This window comes from Candidatus Margulisiibacteriota bacterium (assembly GCA_041661965.1).
Lineage (GTDB): Bacteria > Margulisbacteria > WOR-1 > O2-12-FULL-45-9 > XYB2-FULL-48-7 > XYB2-FULL-45-9.
In genome coordinates, this window is sequence record JBAZTH010000003.1 from 15,792 (window position 1) to 31,522 (window position 15,731).

A 15,731-nucleotide genomic window follows, 5' to 3' on the forward strand; every position below is an offset into this window, starting at 1 on the left:
TCCCAAGTATTTATCGGTAAAAAACAAGCCAAATTTCATTGAGAATTCAACGAATATGATATAATACCCGAGCTATGTACGCCGATTCACTGGCTAATATGATCAATGAATTGCAAAAGCTCCCCGGGATCGGGCCCAAGTCGGCCCAGCGGCTTGCTTTTCATTTGTTAGGCTGTACCGACAAGGGGATCGCCGACCTCTTGGGTGCGATCCGTTTGGCCAAGGAGACCATCCGCCACTGTTCGGTCTGTTTCAACATCACCGACATTGACCCCTGTAAGGTTTGTGCCGATACCAATCGCGACTCTGCCTCTCTTTGCGTGGTCGCCGAGCCGAAAGATCTGGTGGCAATCGAGCGTTCTGGTGTGTATAATGGCAAATATCATGTCTTGGGCGGAGTGATCTCCCCTCTGGATGGAATGGACCCGGAAAGTTTGAGGATCAAAGAATTACTTACCCGCCTCGGTAAGGAAGAGATAAAAGAGATCGTTTTGGCGGTCAATTCCACGACCGAAGGAGAAGCGACTATTATCTACCTGACCAGGTTGATCAAGCCCCTGGGGATTAAACTGACCAGGATCGCTTACGGTCTGCCGGTTGGAGCGGATATGGATTACGCCGATCCGGCGACTCTTTACAAAGCCCTGGAAGGGCGAAGAGAGGTAATGTCATGAACTTATTAAAATGGTACTGGGGGACTTGGTGGCAGATCATGGCCCGCCCGATTTATTTCTACGCTAAGCTGGCCGAGGAAAATTGGAAAGAGAAGTCTTATTCCTTTTTCCTGGTTACCGCCTGGCTTCTTTCTTTCGCCCTGACCCTGGCGATCTTCTTTTTCCAGTATCTGCCGATCGGCCAGACCCTGATCGAAGGGATTACCGGTTATAAATTGATCCTGATCATGCCGGTGATGATTACCCTGGCTTTTGTCTTTTTCCTGATCACCTTTTTTATCCTGGCCGGTTTATTGGTCGTCGGCTTAACGGCCACTTTTTTTGCCCTGGCCTACGTTTTTCATTATGTTTATCTAATGTTGGGAGGGAAGGGGTCGGCCCCGCGGACCCTGCAATGTCTTTTTTACAGTTCCGCTTTCCTGCTTGGCGCGTTCCTGATGGTTATCGTTGCTTTCCTGACCCGCTACGAGCTCTTGTCGTTCGAGCTTTTCCGGGTCGGTTATAATTTTATTTTCGTGCTGATGATCGTTTACGTTTATGGAATTTGGGCGGTGGTCGGCCGCCGAGTTTACGGCGTGCCTAAGTGGAAAGCCTTTGCCGGCGCGCTGGTCCCCGTGGTAATAATGTTGATTTTTGTGTTCGTGTTTGATAAAATCGGAATGGAAAGGTTGAAATCATGGATAACACCGTTGAAATAAGATGGCATGGACGTGGCGGACAAGGGGCTAAGACCGCAGCGCTTCTCTTAGGAGAAGCGGCAATGTCTCTGGGTAAGTACATTCAGGCGTTTCCGGAATATGGACCGGAAAGGATGGGGGCCCCGGTTGCTTCGTTTAACCGGATCTCCAGCCAGCCGATCAATCTCCACTGTTCGATCACCAATCCCAGCCTGGTCGTGGTCCTTGACCCGACCCTGATGGGAAAGGTCGACGTGACCGAAGGCCTGCCGGCCGATGGTTCGATCATTGTCAACACTACTTTGGCCCCGGCGGAGATCAAAAAACAGCTGGGGAAGGGGATCAAGGTCTTTACCGTTGATGCTTCCGGTATTTCCAAAGCAACGATCGGACGAGATATCCCCAATACCCCGATGCTGGGGGCCCTGGCCAAGGTCAGCGGCCTGCTTGAGTTCGACATGATGATGAAAGATATGGAAAAGAAACTGTCCGAAAAATTCAAGAATAAACCCGAGATCGTCAAAGGGAACCTGGAAGCGATCGAACGGGCGTATAACGAGGTACACGGAGAATGACAGAAAAACCAGGCTGGAAAAAATTGCCCCAGGGAGATGTTGTTCAGGCGGGGACCGCGGAAGCCTTTGAGACCGGCGATTGGCGGAGCGAGCGGCCGACCTGGCATCCCGACCGTTGCATCCAGTGTCTGCAATGCTGGATCTATTGTCCCGACTCTTCGATCATAGTTAAAGACGCGAAAATGACCGGCATCGATTACAAACATTGTAAGGGATGCGGGATCTGCGCGAAAGAATGCCCCGTGAAGCCGGAAAAGGCGATCACGATGGGGCCGGAAGGAAAGTAGTATGGTTAAGGTTGTAGCAAAAACAGGCAATGAGGCGATGGCGGAGGCGATGCGCCAGATCAATCCCGATGTTGTCGCGGCTTACCCGATCACTCCGGCGACCGAGATCGTCATGATCTTCGCCAAGTACGTGGCCGATGGATTGGTTGATACCGAATTTGTGGCGGTCGAGTCCGAGCATTCCGCGATGTCGGCGTGCGTCGGCGCTTCCGCGGCCGGCGGCCGGGTCATGACCGGGACCTCTTCGCAAGGCTTGGTCTATATGTACGAGATCTTGCCGATCGCCGCTTCACTCCGTTTGCCGATCGTCATGTGCGACGTCAACCGGGCGATCTCCGGGCCGATCAATATCCATTGCGACCATTCCGATACGATGGCGGCCAAAGACTTCGGCTGGGTCCAGATGTTTTCCGAAAATTCCCAAGAAGCCTACGATGGTCTGATCCAAGCGATCCGGATCGCCGAAGATCCCCGGCTCCGCTTGCCGACCATGGTTACGACCGACGGTTTTATCATCAGCCACTGCATGGACAAGATCGAACTCCTTGATGACGCCGACGTTAAGAAATTCGTCGGGGCCGAACGCAAGGCCGAGGTCCGCTTGTTGGACCTCGACAAGCCGGTGACCATCGGCCTGATCGACCTTCAGGATTATTACTTCGAGCACCGCTGCCAGGTCGCCGACGCGATGAAAAACGCCAAACAAGTCATTTTAGAAGTGGCTGACGAATTTGCCAAAAAGTTCGGCCGCAAGTACGGCTTGATCGAAGGCTACCAGCTTGATGACGCCGAATATGTTGTGGTTGCCCTTGGTTCGACCTGCGGCACCGCTAAAGTGGTCGTTGACGAAATGCGGGCCAAAGGGGTTAAAGCCGGCCTGCTCAAGATCCGGGTCTTCCGGCCGTTCCCGGCGGAAGAAATTACCGCCGCGCTTAGCAAGGCCAAAGCGGTCGCCATCCTTGACCGGTCAGACACCTGGTCGGCGCAGGGGGGGCATGTTTTCACCGAGGTTCGTTCAGGCATGTTTGATCTTAAGGTCCGGCCCAAAATGATCAATTACATTTATGGATTGGGCGGCCGCGAGATCAATCTGGACCACATCCGCCAGGTCTTCGGCGAGCTCCAGAACGTTGATAAACAGCCTTTAGTCCAATATTTAGGAGTAAGAGAGTAATGGCAAATTTAAAGGAATTATCCAAAAGACAAGACCCCTTAACCGGCGGCCATCGGCTTTGTCCCGGCTGCGGCGCCTCGATCGTCGTTCGCCAGGTCCTGCTCGCTTCGAAAGACCCGGTAGTGGTCGTTTCCGCGACCGGTTGTCTGGAAGTTTCGACCACGATTTTCCCGTATGCCGCCTGGCAGGTTCCCTTCCTGCACAACGCGTTTGAAAACGCCGCCGCGACGATGTCGGGGGTTGAGGCCTACTACCAGTTCCTGAAACGAAAAGGGAAGACCTCCCAGCACATCAATTTTGTCGCTTTTGGCGGCGACGGCGGGACCTACGATATCGGGCTGCAGTCCCTTTCCGGCGCGCTGGAGCGAGGACATGACCTGACTTACGTTTGCTACAACAATCAGGCTTACATGAACACCGGTATTCAGCGATCGAGCGCCACGCCGAAAGGGGCGAACACGACCACGGAACCGGCCGGCAAGATCAAGCAGGGGAAGATGATGAACCGCAAGGATCTTACCGAGATCATCGTTGCGCACGCCATTCCTTACGTCGCTCAAGCGACGGTCGGGAACTGGGCCGACCTGACCCGCAAAGCCGAGAAAGCGTTTTCGATCCGCGGACCGAAGTTTCTCAATGTTCTTCAACCGTGCCGTTTAGGCTGGGCGTACAAGCCGGAAGATACCGGAGTTGTCGGTCGTTTGGCGGCGGAGACCTGTTTCTGGCCGCTCTATGAAGTCGAGAACGGCGTTTACAAAGTGACCAAACCGCGGGAAAAGAAACCGGTGACCGAGTTCCTGAAAACCCAGGACCGGTTTCGCCATCTTTTCAAACCCGGGAACGAGCAGTTGATCGCGGATATTCAAGCGGAAGTCGACCAGCGCTGGGCATTGCTTTTGGCCAAGGAAGCCCCGGCGAAGGCGGCGGGATAAGAGGAGGATAGTATGAACAAGAAGCAATTGGCGGGAAAAGTCGCGGATAAATCTGATTTGACCAAAGCTCAAGCGGAAGCTCTGATCGACGTTGTTTTAAAAGAGATCGAAGAAGCGTTAACCCGTAATGACAAAGTCAGACTGGTTGGGTTCGGTAATTTTGTGGTCAGAAAGCGGAAGGGCCGTATTGGCCGGAACCCGCAGACTGGAGCGCAGATCACCATCGATGATTCCAAATCTCCGGCTTTCGTTCCGGGGATCAATCTCAAGAACGCGATCAAAGGCAAACCGAGCGCTTGACGACTCTTGATGAAGAGTTAAGCAGTCTATTAGAGGTCCTGCCGCCGCTGGTCAAGCAAGCGATAGTCGCTCATCCCGAGATCAAAGGCTTGGTCGAGGTTGTTTTGGACCTCGGTAAACCGGCCGAAGCCCGTTTTTCCCACAACGTTCATTATTTCCCCGAAATGACGACCTCCCAGGACGACATCGATCATGTTGTCGGTAAAGTCGGCGATTTTACAACTGATAACCGGGCCGGGGTGGAACGGACTTTGCACCGAATATCTTGTATCCGCAACCGGCGGGGGAAGATCATCGGTTTGACCTGCCGGGTCGGCCGGACCATCATCGGCACCATTGATATTATCAGGGACGTTGTCGAATCAGGGAAAAACGTCCTCTTTGTCGGACCGCCGGGAAGCGGGAAGACCACCAAACTGCGCGAAGCGGCCCGGGTCTTGAGCGAACAGTTCAAGAAGCGGGTGATCGTGGTCGATACCTCCAACGAGATCGGCGGCGACGGCGATATTCCCCACCCGGCGATCGGCAGCGCCCGCCGGATGCAAGTTCCATCCCCGGATTTTCAGCACAAGGTCATGATCGAAGCGGTTGAGAACCACATGCCGGAAGTCATTATTGTGGACGAGATCGGGACCGAAGCGGAAGCGGCCGCCTGCAAGACGATCGCCGAACGGGGCGTCCAGCTGATCGGCACCGCCCACGGGGTGACTTTCGGTAATATTATCAGCAATCCGACCCTGACCGACCTGGTCGGCGGGATCCAATCGGTTATTTTAGGCGATGAAGAAGCCAAACGCCGCCATACCCAGAAAGCGGTCCTGGAAAGAAAAGGGCCGCCGGCGTTCGATATCGCCGTCGAGATCCAGGAGCGCGACAAGTTCGCGATCTACGGCGATGTTGCCCGCTCGGTCGACGCGATCCTGCGCGGCTTCCCGATCCAGCCGGAGATCCGGGTCCGCAAACCGGACGGCAAGATCGAAATTTCGCAAAAAGCGCTCGAACCGATGGAAATGCCCTCGGATGAAGAGCTTATCCGGGGCGAGGCGGAAAAGGGCGACGGCCCGGTCCGTATTTATCCTTTTGGCGTCAATAAACAGACTATTGAGCGCTCGCTCCGGGCGCTGCAGCTTCCCGCGGTTGTCGCGTCCGAGATCGATAACGCCGACCTGATCCTGACCGTCAGGTCTAAAGCCAGGGCGGGGACTAAGATCATGCTGGCGGCGGAAGAGAGGAACATCCAGGTCCACGTGATCAAAAAGAACGTTTCCTCGCAGATCATCAAATTCCTGAAGTTTTATTTCGGCACGGCCGGGAAAGAAGAGAACGAAGCGGTCGCCATGCGGGAAGTGGAAGAGGCGATCGACGAGATCAGGAAAGGAAAGAAGGCGACCGATCTCAATCCCCAAAATTCCTACTTGCGCCGTCTCCAGCACCAGCGGGCCGATGAAGCGGGCTTGCATTCCGAGTCGGTGGGCGAGGAGCCGAAGCGGCGGGTCAGACTTTATCCCTGATAAACCAGAGGGTTGTAATTATTGTAACTGCGGCAGGGTATAAGTAGGGTACAGCTTTCTTTCCCGCATAAACAAATCTAATTTAGACCCTCGAACTATCATTGTGCGAAGGCCGGACAATACAAGATAATCTTCTAATGCTCTTTTCTCGTTTGGAAAAGAGGGGTCAATCCACGGTGGAACATAGCCTAACTCCCAAGCGTGAAGCCCGGAAAGAACTAATAAACTATCGATCCCCGCGTTGCTTGCCCCTAAAATATCTGTTTCCAATGTATCCCCAATCGCAAGGATGCGATTTTTGGGCAATCCATTGAGCCTTTGAAACGCAAGTTGATACATGTAAAAGAATGGCTTGCCGATGCCAATTGGGGTAATTCCAGTTTGTTCTTCAAATTGTTTGCCAATATAGCCGGGTCCGGATGATTGCGAACTGGTGTCTATTGGGATCATTTTATCGGTATTTACCAATAGTGCTGGTTTTCTTCCTTCTTTACATAATTTCCAGGCCAATGAATAATTTCTTAAATTATATTCTTCAACATGATGACCAAGGATTGCGGCTTCGGCTTCTAACGACTCAACCAATATGCCTCCGGCTCTTTTAACGTATTCCTCGGTAGCTTGATTGCCGACGCAAATCAGGGGTTTCCCTTTTAAGCCCAGCTCTTCCAAGGCGATTGATAGAGCGCTACCGGCTGTGATTACATGCTTTTCATCAGTTTTAACGCCCTGAGCCGCTAGTTCACTACAGAGCTGCTCCGGTAAATGGCTCGCGGTGTTTGAAAAGATAAACACTTCTTTGCCTTGATCCTGTAATTCTCTCAAGGCTTTATATGCCCTGGGGAAGGGAGCGGTGGCTGTTCTAAGCACGCCATAATTATCGACTAGAACAGCACTGTATTTGTTTGTTATATGAAATAAGGTTGGATTTGTTTTCATAAGACCCATCGATGTTTCGTTAAACTTTGCGGTTAATTTCAGCGGTATTATGTTTTTTTATAAACCAGGTGCTTCTGCCAGTTTTTATCGTCGGTCGCTGGGTAATCGGTCCGGTAGTGGGCGCCTCTCGATTCTTGGCGGTCAAGGGCCGCTTTAGCGATCAATTTTGAGATCAAGAGCATATTCTTCAATTCCAGTTCTTCAACTGAACCGACCGGGTAGATCAAATCTTTCTCCAGCTTTTCCAGTTTAAGCCGGGTGTTTTCCAAACTTTCCTGCGAACGGATAATTCCGGCCCCGTTCCACATCGCGGTTTTAATGATCAGCTTGTAACGTTGGATTTCGAAGTCTTTAAAACGCGGTTTAAGATTTGGCATTTGAGATTTTAGGCTTGTTTCGAATTTAGTTAGTATTTCGGATTTAGCCGCTAAAGCGGCCCGGTGGCCGAAGACCAGCCCTTCAAGCAGGGAATTGGAAGCCAGTCGGTTGGCGCCGTGGACCCCGGTGGAGGCGCATTCACCGGCGGCATAGAGACCGGGGATGTTTGACTGGCCGTCGATATCGGTCTTGATCCCCCCCATAAAATAATGGGCGGCCGGAGCGACCGGGATGTTGTCGCGGGTGATGTCGAGCCCGCGGTCAAGGCAGGTTTTGTAGATCATCGGGAACCGGTGCTTGATTTTTTCGGCGTTGATCCCTTTCAGAGAGAGGAAAACATGGTCTTCGCCGGTCGTTTTCAGCTCCTCGATGATCGCTCGCGAGACGACATCGCGCGGCGCCAGTTCACTGATAAATCGTTCGCCCCGGTTGTTTAACAGGACCCCTCCTTCGCCGCGGACCGCTTCCGAGATCAGAAAGCGGGGGAGGGCGACGATATCTTCAAATTGTTTGAACTGAACCAAGGCGGTTGGGTGGAATTGGACGAATTCCATGTCGGTCACGGCGGCGCCGGCCCGGTAAGCCATGGCGATCCCGTCACCGGTCGTAAAAGGCGGGTTGGTCGTATAAAGATAGATCTGGCAGACCCCGCCGGTCGCGACTAGGACCGCTTTGGCTTGATAGGTATTGACCAAGCCGGTTTTGCTCTCCAGCGCGCGGGCCCCGATACAGCGGCCATTGTCCATTAGCAGGTCGATCCCCATCATTCCCTGGTGAATTATGACCTTGTTTTCACTGACGACCCGGCGGCCAAGGGTCTTTTCGATCTCTTTGCCGGTCTCGTCTCCGGCGTGGAGGATGCGGCGGCGTTTATGCGCCCCTTCAAGGGCGAGGGCAAACTCGCCGCTGGCTTCGGTTTCGGCCCGATCGAAGCGGGCTCCCATTTGGATCAGTTCTTTGACCCGATCGATCCCTTCGGTGACCAGGATCCGGACCGCTTTTTCGTCGCATAATCCGGCGCCGGCGGCGATGGTATCTTCAAAATGGAACTCGGTTGAGTCGCGGAGCTGGTCGATAGCGGCGGCAATCCCGCCTTGGGCTTTTTCGGTGGCGCTTTCGCCGATTTTCCCTTTGGTCAGGATGACGACCCGTCCGTATTTACTGGCTTCGAGAGCGGCCGAAAGACCGGCAATCCCGCCGCCGATGATCAAAAAATCACAGGAAAAGAGGTTATCCGACATAAATTCATTATACACCAGGGGAGTGGAAAGTTAAATTAAAGTAGGCTATAATCTTGTCATGTTCGAATGGGTCGTCGATATCGTCCAATTTACCAATACCAGCCCGTTTTTTAAGGGGTTTGGCGCGTTAATTGTCGGGGTTGCGGCCTTGCTTTTTGCTTGGTGGATGAGGAAAAGATGGCAGGAACCATTGGCGGGGGGCTTTAAAGTCTTCATTGGCCTGGCAGTTTTTATTGTCCTATACGGATTGTTTATCCTGGTTTTTCAGCCTCATTGGTGGAATCCGCCATACTGAAATAATGTCAAATGACCAACCTGCCTGCCGGCGCCGAGCGAGTCCGCCGCAGGCGGACGAGTCGAGGCGTTGGGGGATCGTCTAACGGTAGGACTGCAGCCTCTGGAGCTGCGTATCGGGGTTCGAATCCCTGTCCCCCAGTCCTTCGACTCGGTCGCTTCGCTTCCTCGCTCAGGACAAGTTCCTCTTTCGAGTCGAAGGATGTCGAGCGAACGAAGTGAGTCGAGACTTCTAGATTACTTTATTAAATAAATCGGCTCTACTCCAACAACAGGGGCCAGCACCCAATTTAAGCACATAGTGCTTTGACTCTCAATCTGTAATTTTTAAAGTTTCTGAAGCCGAAGGCTCTTCGTCCGATCTTATTAGTAAATGTTGGTGTCATGGTCGAACTGCATTCTTTGCACTTGACCATTCCAGGGAATAGGAAATGTTTAGCCGGATGCCATTTTGGGACCAATTTCCGTTTGTGAAGCGCTTGATCTGCTCAAATTGTTTGCCACTGATTATTGGTTCATGAATACCCTGATAAATCTGACCATTATGCTATACTTTCTGGCATGAATAATATTTTAGCAAAGGCAAAAATAATGTTTTTAAGGGTCGGGTTCTTCTTTGTTTTATTTGTTTATTATTTGTTTTTACTGATGATGATTGAGTGTGTCATTTGGTTGTTTTTGGTAAATATATATCCAGCGTCAGCTTGCAATGCTGGCATGGGGAAGGCGACCTTGTGGGGCCTTATCCTCGCCTTAACTACGGTGGCGTATACTTTTCGAAGCATGTTAATAGCCCCTCCTTTTAGCAAGCAAAGCCTCTTGTTAAGTGCTTTAATATTGCTTCGAGCAACAGGGATATTTATTTTAATTTCTGGTTTGATTACCATTTTGCTGGTTAATTTAGAGAATGGCAAAGCTAACGTTAGAGAATATTATAAGCAACAGACAATCAACTCAAACGTAGCAGAGGGTGTTGTTGGCAACTATGGATTTGATAAAGCAGAGAAAGTTCATGCAAATCTTATAACTGGTGCATCTGAAGGGAATATTGAGCAAATTAAGTATGCGCTACAAAACGGCGCAAATGTTAATGATGTGGTGGGGCCGGGCTTGTCAGCTTTGTATTATGCGGCTAGTAACGGCAAATTAAATGTAGTAATGTCCCTGATCAAACATGGAGCTGATATGGAATATCATAATGGTCCAGCCCAACGCACTGCATTGCATGAGGCTTCGTTGCGAGGGCATTATGATATAGTCAATTATTTGTTGAAAAATGGAGCAAATGTTAACTCAAGAAATAAATTTGATAGAACTCCTCTTTATTATGTGACGAGTCCTCCCCCACCATTAAAATTACCTGAAAACCATCAGGAAATCGCAAAATTATTAAAACGCTTTGGCGGAATCATCTGATACATAAAATAATATACTGATAGTACCAAGCCACAGGGAATCTTCGGTGTTGATGCGGGCTCATTTAGGGTTGGATGGCGGTGATAGAATAGCGATGAAACATTCCAAGAATATAAAGAATATTTAGGCAAGTAAAATAAATCAAAGAAAAGGTGGTGGAATATATGGGTTTCGACAAACAAATTAAAATATTTATAACGCAAAATGAGGCGTCATGTCTTATTAATCACGCATTAAAAGTCAATGCTTATAATTGTTGCCGGGGGGTTGATGAAAGCAACTTGAAGAGCATTTACAATAAAATAAGCGGTCAGGGTGAATATGAATTTAATTCACTAGAGTTAATTATTATGAGAATAATATTAAATTGTTATGATGCTTACTGCAATGATGAAATGAGTGCAAATAGGGAGACTGGTGGTGAATATCCCGTTAAAGAATTAAAAAGCACTGCAAAATCTCTTAATGATAAAATTAAACAATTGTTGGGGTAAATGTAAAAGCAGCTTTTTATTTGCTTTGCTCAAATTTGCGGCATAATTCGCTAAACCCGGCCGCTAGGGCGGGGGCTCTGGCCGCTTCATCATCATCGTGCTTAAAAAAGACGAACACTTTTTCCCACTTCTGGGTGCCGACCTTTTTTACCCATTGCGCCAGCTGGCGGTCTGTATAGTCCGTCCGGCGCAGGCGCAGGTAACCCCAGGTCGCGGTGCTGATGAGCTCTGTGACCGGTTTTTCATCGGTATCCTCGAGGCAGAGGGAGAAATTTCTTTTCCTTAGCAGATCATAAGTCTCTTTATTGAGCCAGGTCGTGCTTCGGAAATCGAAGGCGCAGGCTATTTTGGGGGGGATATGGCCGATAAATTTCTCGAGTAAAGGGATGTCCTGGCGAAAGCTCGCCGGGAACTGGAAAAGGACGGGGCCCAGCTTCTTGCCCAGGACCGAGACGATCGTGAAAAAATATCTGGCTTCTTTGCTGACGTTTTGCAGCCGTTTAATATGGGTGATCATTTGGGGTGCTTTAACGGCGAAGATAAATCCGGCCGGGACCTGGTCGGCCCAAGCCTCCACCACGTTGATTGTCGGCATCCGGTAAAAAGTGTTGTTTATTTCGACGGTCATCAGCCGGCTGGCGTAAAAAGAGAGCCTTTTCCCCGCTGAAATCTTTTCCGGATAAAAATTCCCTTGCCACTCCTTGTAGCCGTAGCCGCTGGTGCCGATATAATAATTCATGGCGACTGCCTCCGCCCGGCTCTTTCGCGGATTGCCTCGGCTGGAGATTTATCTTCGCGGAACCTCACAAATTTCGGCTGCCGCATCACGCCGTCTTTTGTCCATTCCGTAAAAGCGACTTCGCAAACAAGCTCCGGCTTTACCCAGGTGACGGTTTCACTCTCGGGCGGGAGGGCGCTAAGCGGACAGTTCTTCCGAACCAGGGGCCGAAGCCGGTCGTAGATCATTTTGATATTTTGCCCGCCAAACCCGCCGCCTGAATGGCCGACATAAATAAGTTTTTTGTTTTCGAACGCGCCCAAGACCAGGCTGCCGAAATATCCCCTTGAGCCGCGGGGCCGGGTGAAGCCGACAATAACGCAATCTTGCGTCGGTTGGTACTTTATCTTCAGCCACAGTTTGCTTCTGACGCCCGCTTGGTACCGGCTCTTCGCATGTTTGGCGACGATTCCCTCCAGGCCTTGTTTTTTCACCGCCTTGAAAAAAGAGACGCCGTCCTTTTTTACGTGCTCGGCATACCTGACGCGCGCGTCGTCAGGCAGGACCTGTTTAAGGAGTTCTTTCCTTTTTCGGAGCTCCAAACCGGTCAGGTCGCGGTTTTGGTAAAACAGGATATCAAATACGTAATAGATCAAACGGCCGGGAACCCGGCGCCGATAATCCTGAAGCAGCTGAAAAACCGGTTTGCCGGTCTTATCGACGGCGACCACCTCGCCGTCCAGCACGGCGTTAAATTTGAGCTTTTTCAGGGATTCCACGATCCCGGGAAATTTGTCCGCGAGCGAGCGCTGGTTGCGCGAGTAGAGCAAGACGTTGTTAGGGCTGATCTCGGCGATCGCCCGGTACCCGTCCCATTTGACCTCGAAGATCCAGTCGTCGTTGTCGAACGGCTTGCCGGCGGCAGTCGCCAGCATTGGCCGGACTTTGTGCGGCCTTGCGCCGGGCTGGGCAGGTGTTTTACCCGCCGGTTCCTCAATGGGCTGGTGGGAAAGCACGGACCGGTCGCGCTTCAGAATGTCGGCGGTAGATGCGTACCGGTCTTTTTTCTTTATCAATAGCCAGGAGTTTTTGTCCCAGCGCGTCTTGATCAGCGCGAATTCCCCTTTTAGTTTTTCCCCCGCCAAGATGAATTTTAGATCGCCTTTCTTTAAGCCTTGCAGCAGGAGGGCTTCGCTTTTTTTCTTGTCCAAGGAAGAGAGCGGGCTGTAAAATCCCCGGTCCCAGAGCAGAACTTTACCGGCGCCGTAATTACCTTCGGGTATGACCCCCTCGAAATCTTTATAATCAAGAGGGTGGTCCTCGACCATGACAGCCAGCCGTTTTACGGCCGGATCAAGGGAGGGCCCTTTGGGAACGGCAAAGCTTTTCAGCACCCCCTGCATTTCCAGCCGGAGGTCGTAATGAAGGCGTCTAGCGGCATGCTTGTGCACGACAAAAATCGGGTATTCTCTCTTGTCTTTGCTGTCGAACCCCCCCGGAGGTTCCGGGGTTTTATTGAAATGCCTCTTTTTTTTATATTTACTTAAGGTCATACATTAGGCAGCCTTTGTTTTTTGGTTAAGACTTCCCGGAAAAGGTCCCCGTCTTTTCCCACTCTTTTAACGGCTTCAGCCGCCAGGACCTGGAACTTATCCGGTTTTTTCAGTTTTAATAATTTCTCGAGCTCCGGCCATTTAAGCGGGCAAGAAACATACGGTTTTTCCTCGGCGCGCAGGGAATAAGCGCAGACCATCGTCTTGGAGGCGTCATTTTGCGACCAGTTGATAAAAACCTTGTTCCGGCGATATTTTTTGTCCATCCTGGCGGTGACCAGATCGGGATATTTATTCTGCATCGTTTCCGCTACCGCCCGGGAAAAGCTCTTGGTATTTTCGAAGCTCGTCCCTTTTGAATTCAGCGGGACAAACACGTGCAGGCCTTTTCTGCCTGAAGTTTTTACCCAGCTTAAGAGGTGCTGGCGGGCCAGCAGCTCTTTTAGAATAAGCGCTACTCTGGCGCAGTCCAAGATGTCCGCGCCGTCGCCGGGATCAAGGTCGAAAACCACGGCGTCGGGGGTGCGGTAAGAAGCGGCCCTGGCCAAAGGGACATGAAGTTCGATCGACGCGAGATTTTCCAGCCAGATGAGAGTTTCCAGATTATTGGCCAAACAATAAGCTATTTTCTTGTCTTTGCCGTACGGGAGCGCCGCTGTTTTCACCCAGTTGGGGCGGTGCGCGGGACACCGTTTTTCAAAAAAATATTCCTGGTCGACTCCCTGCGGATAACGTTTTAGGGTCAAGGCCCGATCCTTAAGGTGCGGGAGAATGAAACGGGCGACGCGGCTGTAGTATTCAAGAATACGCACTTTAGTAAAACCATAGGCAGGGTAGAGGATTTTTTCGGGGTTGGACAGGGACAACTCCCGATCATTGATGCTTATGTTTTTTTTGTTCATCGGCTTTTCTCATCTTGCGCATGCTTTCCTGCAGGGCGGCCATGAGATCGGCCATCCCTTCCTCCGCCTCTTCGTCTTCGATCTCCGGGGCTTCGACCGCCGCTTTTTTCCCTATTTTCTTTTTTATGAGATCAAGAAAAGCCTGCCGGCGCCGGTCCGAATATTTTTCCGGGGCGAAATCAGCCGTCATCTCCTTAATGATTTTTTTGAGGCGATCTTTTTCTTTTTCCGTGAATCCGGCCTTTTTCCGGTCCTTGCCGGGAATTATTTCATCGCTGTAATGCAGAGTATTCAGTTCCAGGGCGCCGTCCCTGTTCTTGATTAGGGCCAAGTATCCCCGCTCGTCGAGCACGAATTTCGCGATCCCGGCCTTATTGGTCTTTTGCAGGGCCAGGGCGAGAAGCCGATAGGCTTTTTCCCCGCCTTTTAAAGGAACGAGATAATACGGGCGTTCGTAATAAATGGGGGCGACCTCATTAAGGTCGATGAATTCAGATATTTCAATGGTGCGGCTCCGCTCGGGTGAGACCGATTCCAATTCCTCGTCGGAGATCATGATGTGCCGGCCGGGCGCTATTTCATAACCCTTGGTAATTTCCTCGGGAGGGACAATGGCTTCATCTTCGGGGCAGAACATTTTCCGCTCCAGAGGAGAATAGTCCTTGTCATGCAGCAGGCGGAAGGCGATCAGCCCGGGGGCCAACGCCCGGACCAGTCGTACGGGGATCGCTACCAGGCTGAAGCTGATTGTCCCGCTCCAGATCCCCTGCGGAGCTGTTTTTGGGGGTGAAGTCTTTTTCATCAGGCGGCCGCTTTCTGCAGGCTTTCTTCCAGTACCTCAAGCAGCTTGCTGGGAACGGTGGCTGTAAGGTGTTTGGGCTTGGAAAGCCTGATCTTTTCACCGCGCGCTTTTTTCCCTATCAGAGCGCGCAATTTTTTCTGATGCTCATCGGTATATTTTTCGGGCTGAAAAGGGACGGTCAGCTTTCCGATCAATTCGCCGGCAATGTTCAGCTCTTTTTCGGATATGGAAAACGACTCCAAGCCCAGGGATTTTGCCCGGATTATCTCATCCGCGAACCTTAAGACGATCAAATTGAGCGATTTACCGTCCGACCGCAAGGCGCCGAGGTGTGCTCGCTTTCTCATCGTCCAGGTGCAAAGGCCTTGGCGGCCCGTTTCCTTCAGCGCCGCCGCCAGCAGGCCATAGACTTTGCCGGGAGCCGCCGGTTCAAGGCGATAAGTCTGTCCCATGAAAACCGGATCGATCGCATCGGTCTTGACAAATTCGTGGACCGCAATCGTCCGGCTTGGTTTGGGTTCCGTTTGTGCAAGTTCTTCAGGGGAGATCGGGATATAGCTTCTTTCACCAACCCGAAAACCTTTTAACTGCTGGTCTGATGAAACCGGCGTTTTTTCGTAGGCGCAGATCATCTGCTGACGGAGTTTTATCCCGTCGGTTTTGTGGAAGAGATGGAGCTGTATTCGGTTCTGGCTAACCGCGGTAAGCAGTTTGACCGGCACATTCGTGGTTTTAAAATGTATGTTCCCAATCCATAAAGTTTGTGCCATAAATAACCTCTTATGAATACAGGCGATTATATCATAGGTCAAATAGCGGAGGTAGAGCGATATTTGATCTAGCTTGGGCGCAGGACGAATTGCC

The 15,731-nt window shown here is 51.2% G+C and carries 18 protein-coding genes and 1 tRNA gene; 12 read left to right on the forward strand and 7 right to left on the reverse strand.

Annotated elements, in window-relative coordinates:
* Window positions 1-74 precede the first annotated feature (74 nt).
* The 8 genes from recR to WC772_05865 are packed head-to-tail and all read left to right on the forward strand — an operon-like array spanning window position 75 to window position 6,130.
* Window positions 75-674 (forward strand): recombination mediator RecR, encoded by a 600-nt coding sequence (recR, locus tag WC772_05830; GenBank protein ID MFA6170272.1) that lies wholly within the window; start codon window positions 75-77, stop codon window positions 672-674.
* Window positions 671-1,372 (forward strand): YIP1 family protein, encoded by a 702-nt coding sequence (locus WC772_05835; GenBank protein MFA6170273.1) that lies wholly within the window; start codon window positions 671-673, stop codon window positions 1,370-1,372. Before recR ends, WC772_05835 begins: the two co-directional genes overlap by 4 nt.
* Window positions 1,351-1,926, forward strand: coding sequence for a 2-oxoacid:acceptor oxidoreductase family protein (locus tag WC772_05840; protein ID MFA6170274.1), 576 nt, complete (start codon window positions 1,351-1,353; stop codon window positions 1,924-1,926). Before WC772_05835 ends, WC772_05840 begins: the two co-directional genes overlap by 22 nt.
* Window positions 1,923-2,213, forward strand: a complete 291-nt coding sequence (locus WC772_05845) for a 4Fe-4S binding protein (GenBank protein ID MFA6170275.1) — start codon at window positions 1,923-1,925, stop codon at window positions 2,211-2,213. Before WC772_05840 ends, WC772_05845 begins: the two co-directional genes overlap by 4 nt.
* A gap of 1 nt (window position 2,214) precedes the next feature.
* The gene (gene porA, locus WC772_05850; GenBank protein MFA6170276.1) at window positions 2,215-3,387 is read left to right on the forward strand and encodes a pyruvate ferredoxin oxidoreductase; all 1,173 of its coding nucleotides are present in this window, start codon (window positions 2,215-2,217) and stop codon (window positions 3,385-3,387) included.
* Window positions 3,387-4,319 carry a thiamine pyrophosphate-dependent enzyme gene (locus WC772_05855; GenBank protein ID MFA6170277.1) on the forward strand — a complete coding sequence of 311 codons (933 nt, stop codon included), beginning with the start codon at window positions 3,387-3,389 and terminating at the stop codon, window positions 4,317-4,319. Before porA ends, WC772_05855 begins: the two co-directional genes overlap by 1 nt.
* 12 nt (window positions 4,320-4,331) lie before the next feature.
* Window positions 4,332-4,619 carry an HU family DNA-binding protein gene (locus tag WC772_05860; protein ID MFA6170278.1) on the forward strand — a complete coding sequence of 96 codons (288 nt, stop codon included), beginning with the start codon at window positions 4,332-4,334 and terminating at the stop codon, window positions 4,617-4,619.
* Entirely contained in the window at window positions 4,616-6,130 is a 1,515-nt protein-coding gene (locus WC772_05865) for a R3H domain-containing nucleic acid-binding protein (GenBank protein ID MFA6170279.1), read from the forward strand. Before WC772_05860 ends, WC772_05865 begins: the two co-directional genes overlap by 4 nt.
* A gap of 18 nt (window positions 6,131-6,148) precedes the next feature.
* On the opposite strand, the gene WC772_05870 is transcribed toward WC772_05865, so the two are convergent.
* Both WC772_05870 and nadB read right to left on the reverse strand, forming a co-directional pair.
* On the reverse strand, window positions 6,149-7,069 hold the full coding sequence (locus WC772_05870) for an HAD family hydrolase (protein ID MFA6170280.1): 921 nt from the start codon (window positions 7,067-7,069) through the stop codon (window positions 6,149-6,151).
* A gap of 47 nt (window positions 7,070-7,116) precedes the next feature.
* Complete coding sequence (gene nadB, locus WC772_05875; protein ID MFA6170281.1) at window positions 7,117-8,688, reverse strand: L-aspartate oxidase; 1,572 nt, start codon at window positions 8,686-8,688, stop codon at window positions 7,117-7,119.
* A gap of 58 nt (window positions 8,689-8,746) precedes the next feature.
* On the opposite strand from nadB, the gene WC772_05880 reads away from it, so the two are divergent.
* The 4 genes from WC772_05880 to WC772_05895 all read left to right on the forward strand — a co-directional run bounded on the left by WC772_05880 (window position 8,747) and on the right by WC772_05895 (window position 10,892).
* Entirely contained in the window at window positions 8,747-8,983 is a 237-nt protein-coding gene (locus WC772_05880) for a hypothetical protein (protein MFA6170282.1), read from the forward strand.
* A gap of 70 nt (window positions 8,984-9,053) precedes the next feature.
* Window positions 9,054-9,124: transfer RNA gene (locus tag WC772_05885), tRNA-Gln, on the forward strand.
* Window positions 9,125-9,543: 419 nt separating this feature from the next.
* Window positions 9,544-10,398, forward strand: coding sequence for an ankyrin repeat domain-containing protein (locus WC772_05890; protein ID MFA6170283.1), 855 nt, complete (start codon window positions 9,544-9,546; stop codon window positions 10,396-10,398).
* 164 nt (window positions 10,399-10,562) lie between these two features.
* Complete coding sequence (locus WC772_05895) at window positions 10,563-10,892, forward strand: hypothetical protein (protein ID MFA6170284.1); 330 nt, start codon at window positions 10,563-10,565, stop codon at window positions 10,890-10,892.
* Between the two features lie 16 nt (window positions 10,893-10,908).
* On the opposite strand, the gene WC772_05900 is transcribed toward WC772_05895, so the two are convergent.
* From WC772_05900 to WC772_05920, 5 genes are read right to left on the reverse strand one after another with little or no spacing between them, the layout of a single operon-like run.
* Window positions 10,909-11,631: a DUF72 domain-containing protein gene (locus WC772_05900; protein MFA6170285.1), complete on the reverse strand. Its 723-nt coding sequence runs from the start codon at window positions 11,629-11,631 to the stop codon at window positions 10,909-10,911.
* Window positions 11,628-13,163, reverse strand: a complete 1,536-nt coding sequence (gene ligD / locus WC772_05905; GenBank protein ID MFA6170286.1) for a non-homologous end-joining DNA ligase — start codon at window positions 13,161-13,163, stop codon at window positions 11,628-11,630. The genes WC772_05900 and ligD (WC772_05905) overlap by 4 nt, the downstream gene beginning before the upstream one ends.
* Window positions 13,160-14,065 carry a non-homologous end-joining DNA ligase gene (gene ligD, locus WC772_05910; protein ID MFA6170287.1) on the reverse strand — a complete coding sequence of 302 codons (906 nt, stop codon included), beginning with the start codon at window positions 14,063-14,065 and terminating at the stop codon, window positions 13,160-13,162. The genes ligD (WC772_05905) and ligD (WC772_05910) overlap by 4 nt, the downstream gene beginning before the upstream one ends.
* Window positions 14,037-14,867, reverse strand: coding sequence for a Ku protein (locus WC772_05915; protein ID MFA6170288.1), 831 nt, complete (start codon window positions 14,865-14,867; stop codon window positions 14,037-14,039). The genes ligD (WC772_05910) and WC772_05915 overlap by 29 nt, the downstream gene beginning before the upstream one ends.
* Complete coding sequence (locus WC772_05920; GenBank protein ID MFA6170289.1) at window positions 14,867-15,637, reverse strand: Ku protein; 771 nt, start codon at window positions 15,635-15,637, stop codon at window positions 14,867-14,869. Before WC772_05920 ends, WC772_05915 begins: the two co-directional genes overlap by 1 nt.
* Window positions 15,638-15,731: the final 94 nt, after the last annotated feature.

Coding starts and splice junctions, on each gene's coding strand:
- recR (MFA6170272.1), top strand. CDS start 75: ATGTACGCCGATTCACTGGCTAATATGATCAATGAATTGCAAAAGCTC.
- WC772_05835 (MFA6170273.1), top strand. CDS start 671: ATGAACTTATTAAAATGGTACTGGGGGACTTGGTGGCAGATCATGGCC.
- WC772_05840 (MFA6170274.1), top strand. CDS start 1,351: ATGGATAACACCGTTGAAATAAGATGGCATGGACGTGGCGGACAAGGG.
- WC772_05845 (MFA6170275.1), top strand. CDS start 1,923: ATGACAGAAAAACCAGGCTGGAAAAAATTGCCCCAGGGAGATGTTGTT.
- porA (MFA6170276.1), top strand. CDS start 2,215: ATGGTTAAGGTTGTAGCAAAAACAGGCAATGAGGCGATGGCGGAGGCG.
- WC772_05855 (MFA6170277.1), top strand. CDS start 3,387: ATGGCAAATTTAAAGGAATTATCCAAAAGACAAGACCCCTTAACCGGC.
- WC772_05860 (MFA6170278.1), top strand. CDS start 4,332: ATGAACAAGAAGCAATTGGCGGGAAAAGTCGCGGATAAATCTGATTTG.
- WC772_05870 (MFA6170280.1), bottom strand. CDS start 7,069: ATGAAAACAAATCCAACCTTATTTCATATAACAAACAAATACAGTGCT.
- nadB (MFA6170281.1), bottom strand. CDS start 8,688: ATGTCGGATAACCTCTTTTCCTGTGATTTTTTGATCATCGGCGGCGGG.
- WC772_05880 (MFA6170282.1), top strand. CDS start 8,747: ATGTTCGAATGGGTCGTCGATATCGTCCAATTTACCAATACCAGCCCG.
- WC772_05890 (MFA6170283.1), top strand. CDS start 9,544: ATGAATAATATTTTAGCAAAGGCAAAAATAATGTTTTTAAGGGTCGGG.
- WC772_05895 (MFA6170284.1), top strand. CDS start 10,563: ATGGGTTTCGACAAACAAATTAAAATATTTATAACGCAAAATGAGGCG.
- WC772_05900 (MFA6170285.1), bottom strand. CDS start 11,631: ATGAATTATTATATCGGCACCAGCGGCTACGGCTACAAGGAGTGGCAA.
- ligD (MFA6170286.1), bottom strand. CDS start 13,163: ATGACCTTAAGTAAATATAAAAAAAAGAGGCATTTCAATAAAACCCCG.
- ligD (MFA6170287.1), bottom strand. CDS start 14,065: ATGAACAAAAAAAACATAAGCATCAATGATCGGGAGTTGTCCCTGTCC.
- WC772_05915 (MFA6170288.1), bottom strand. CDS start 14,867: ATGAAAAAGACTTCACCCCCAAAAACAGCTCCGCAGGGGATCTGGAGC.
- WC772_05920 (MFA6170289.1), bottom strand. CDS start 15,637: ATGGCACAAACTTTATGGATTGGGAACATACATTTTAAAACCACGAAT.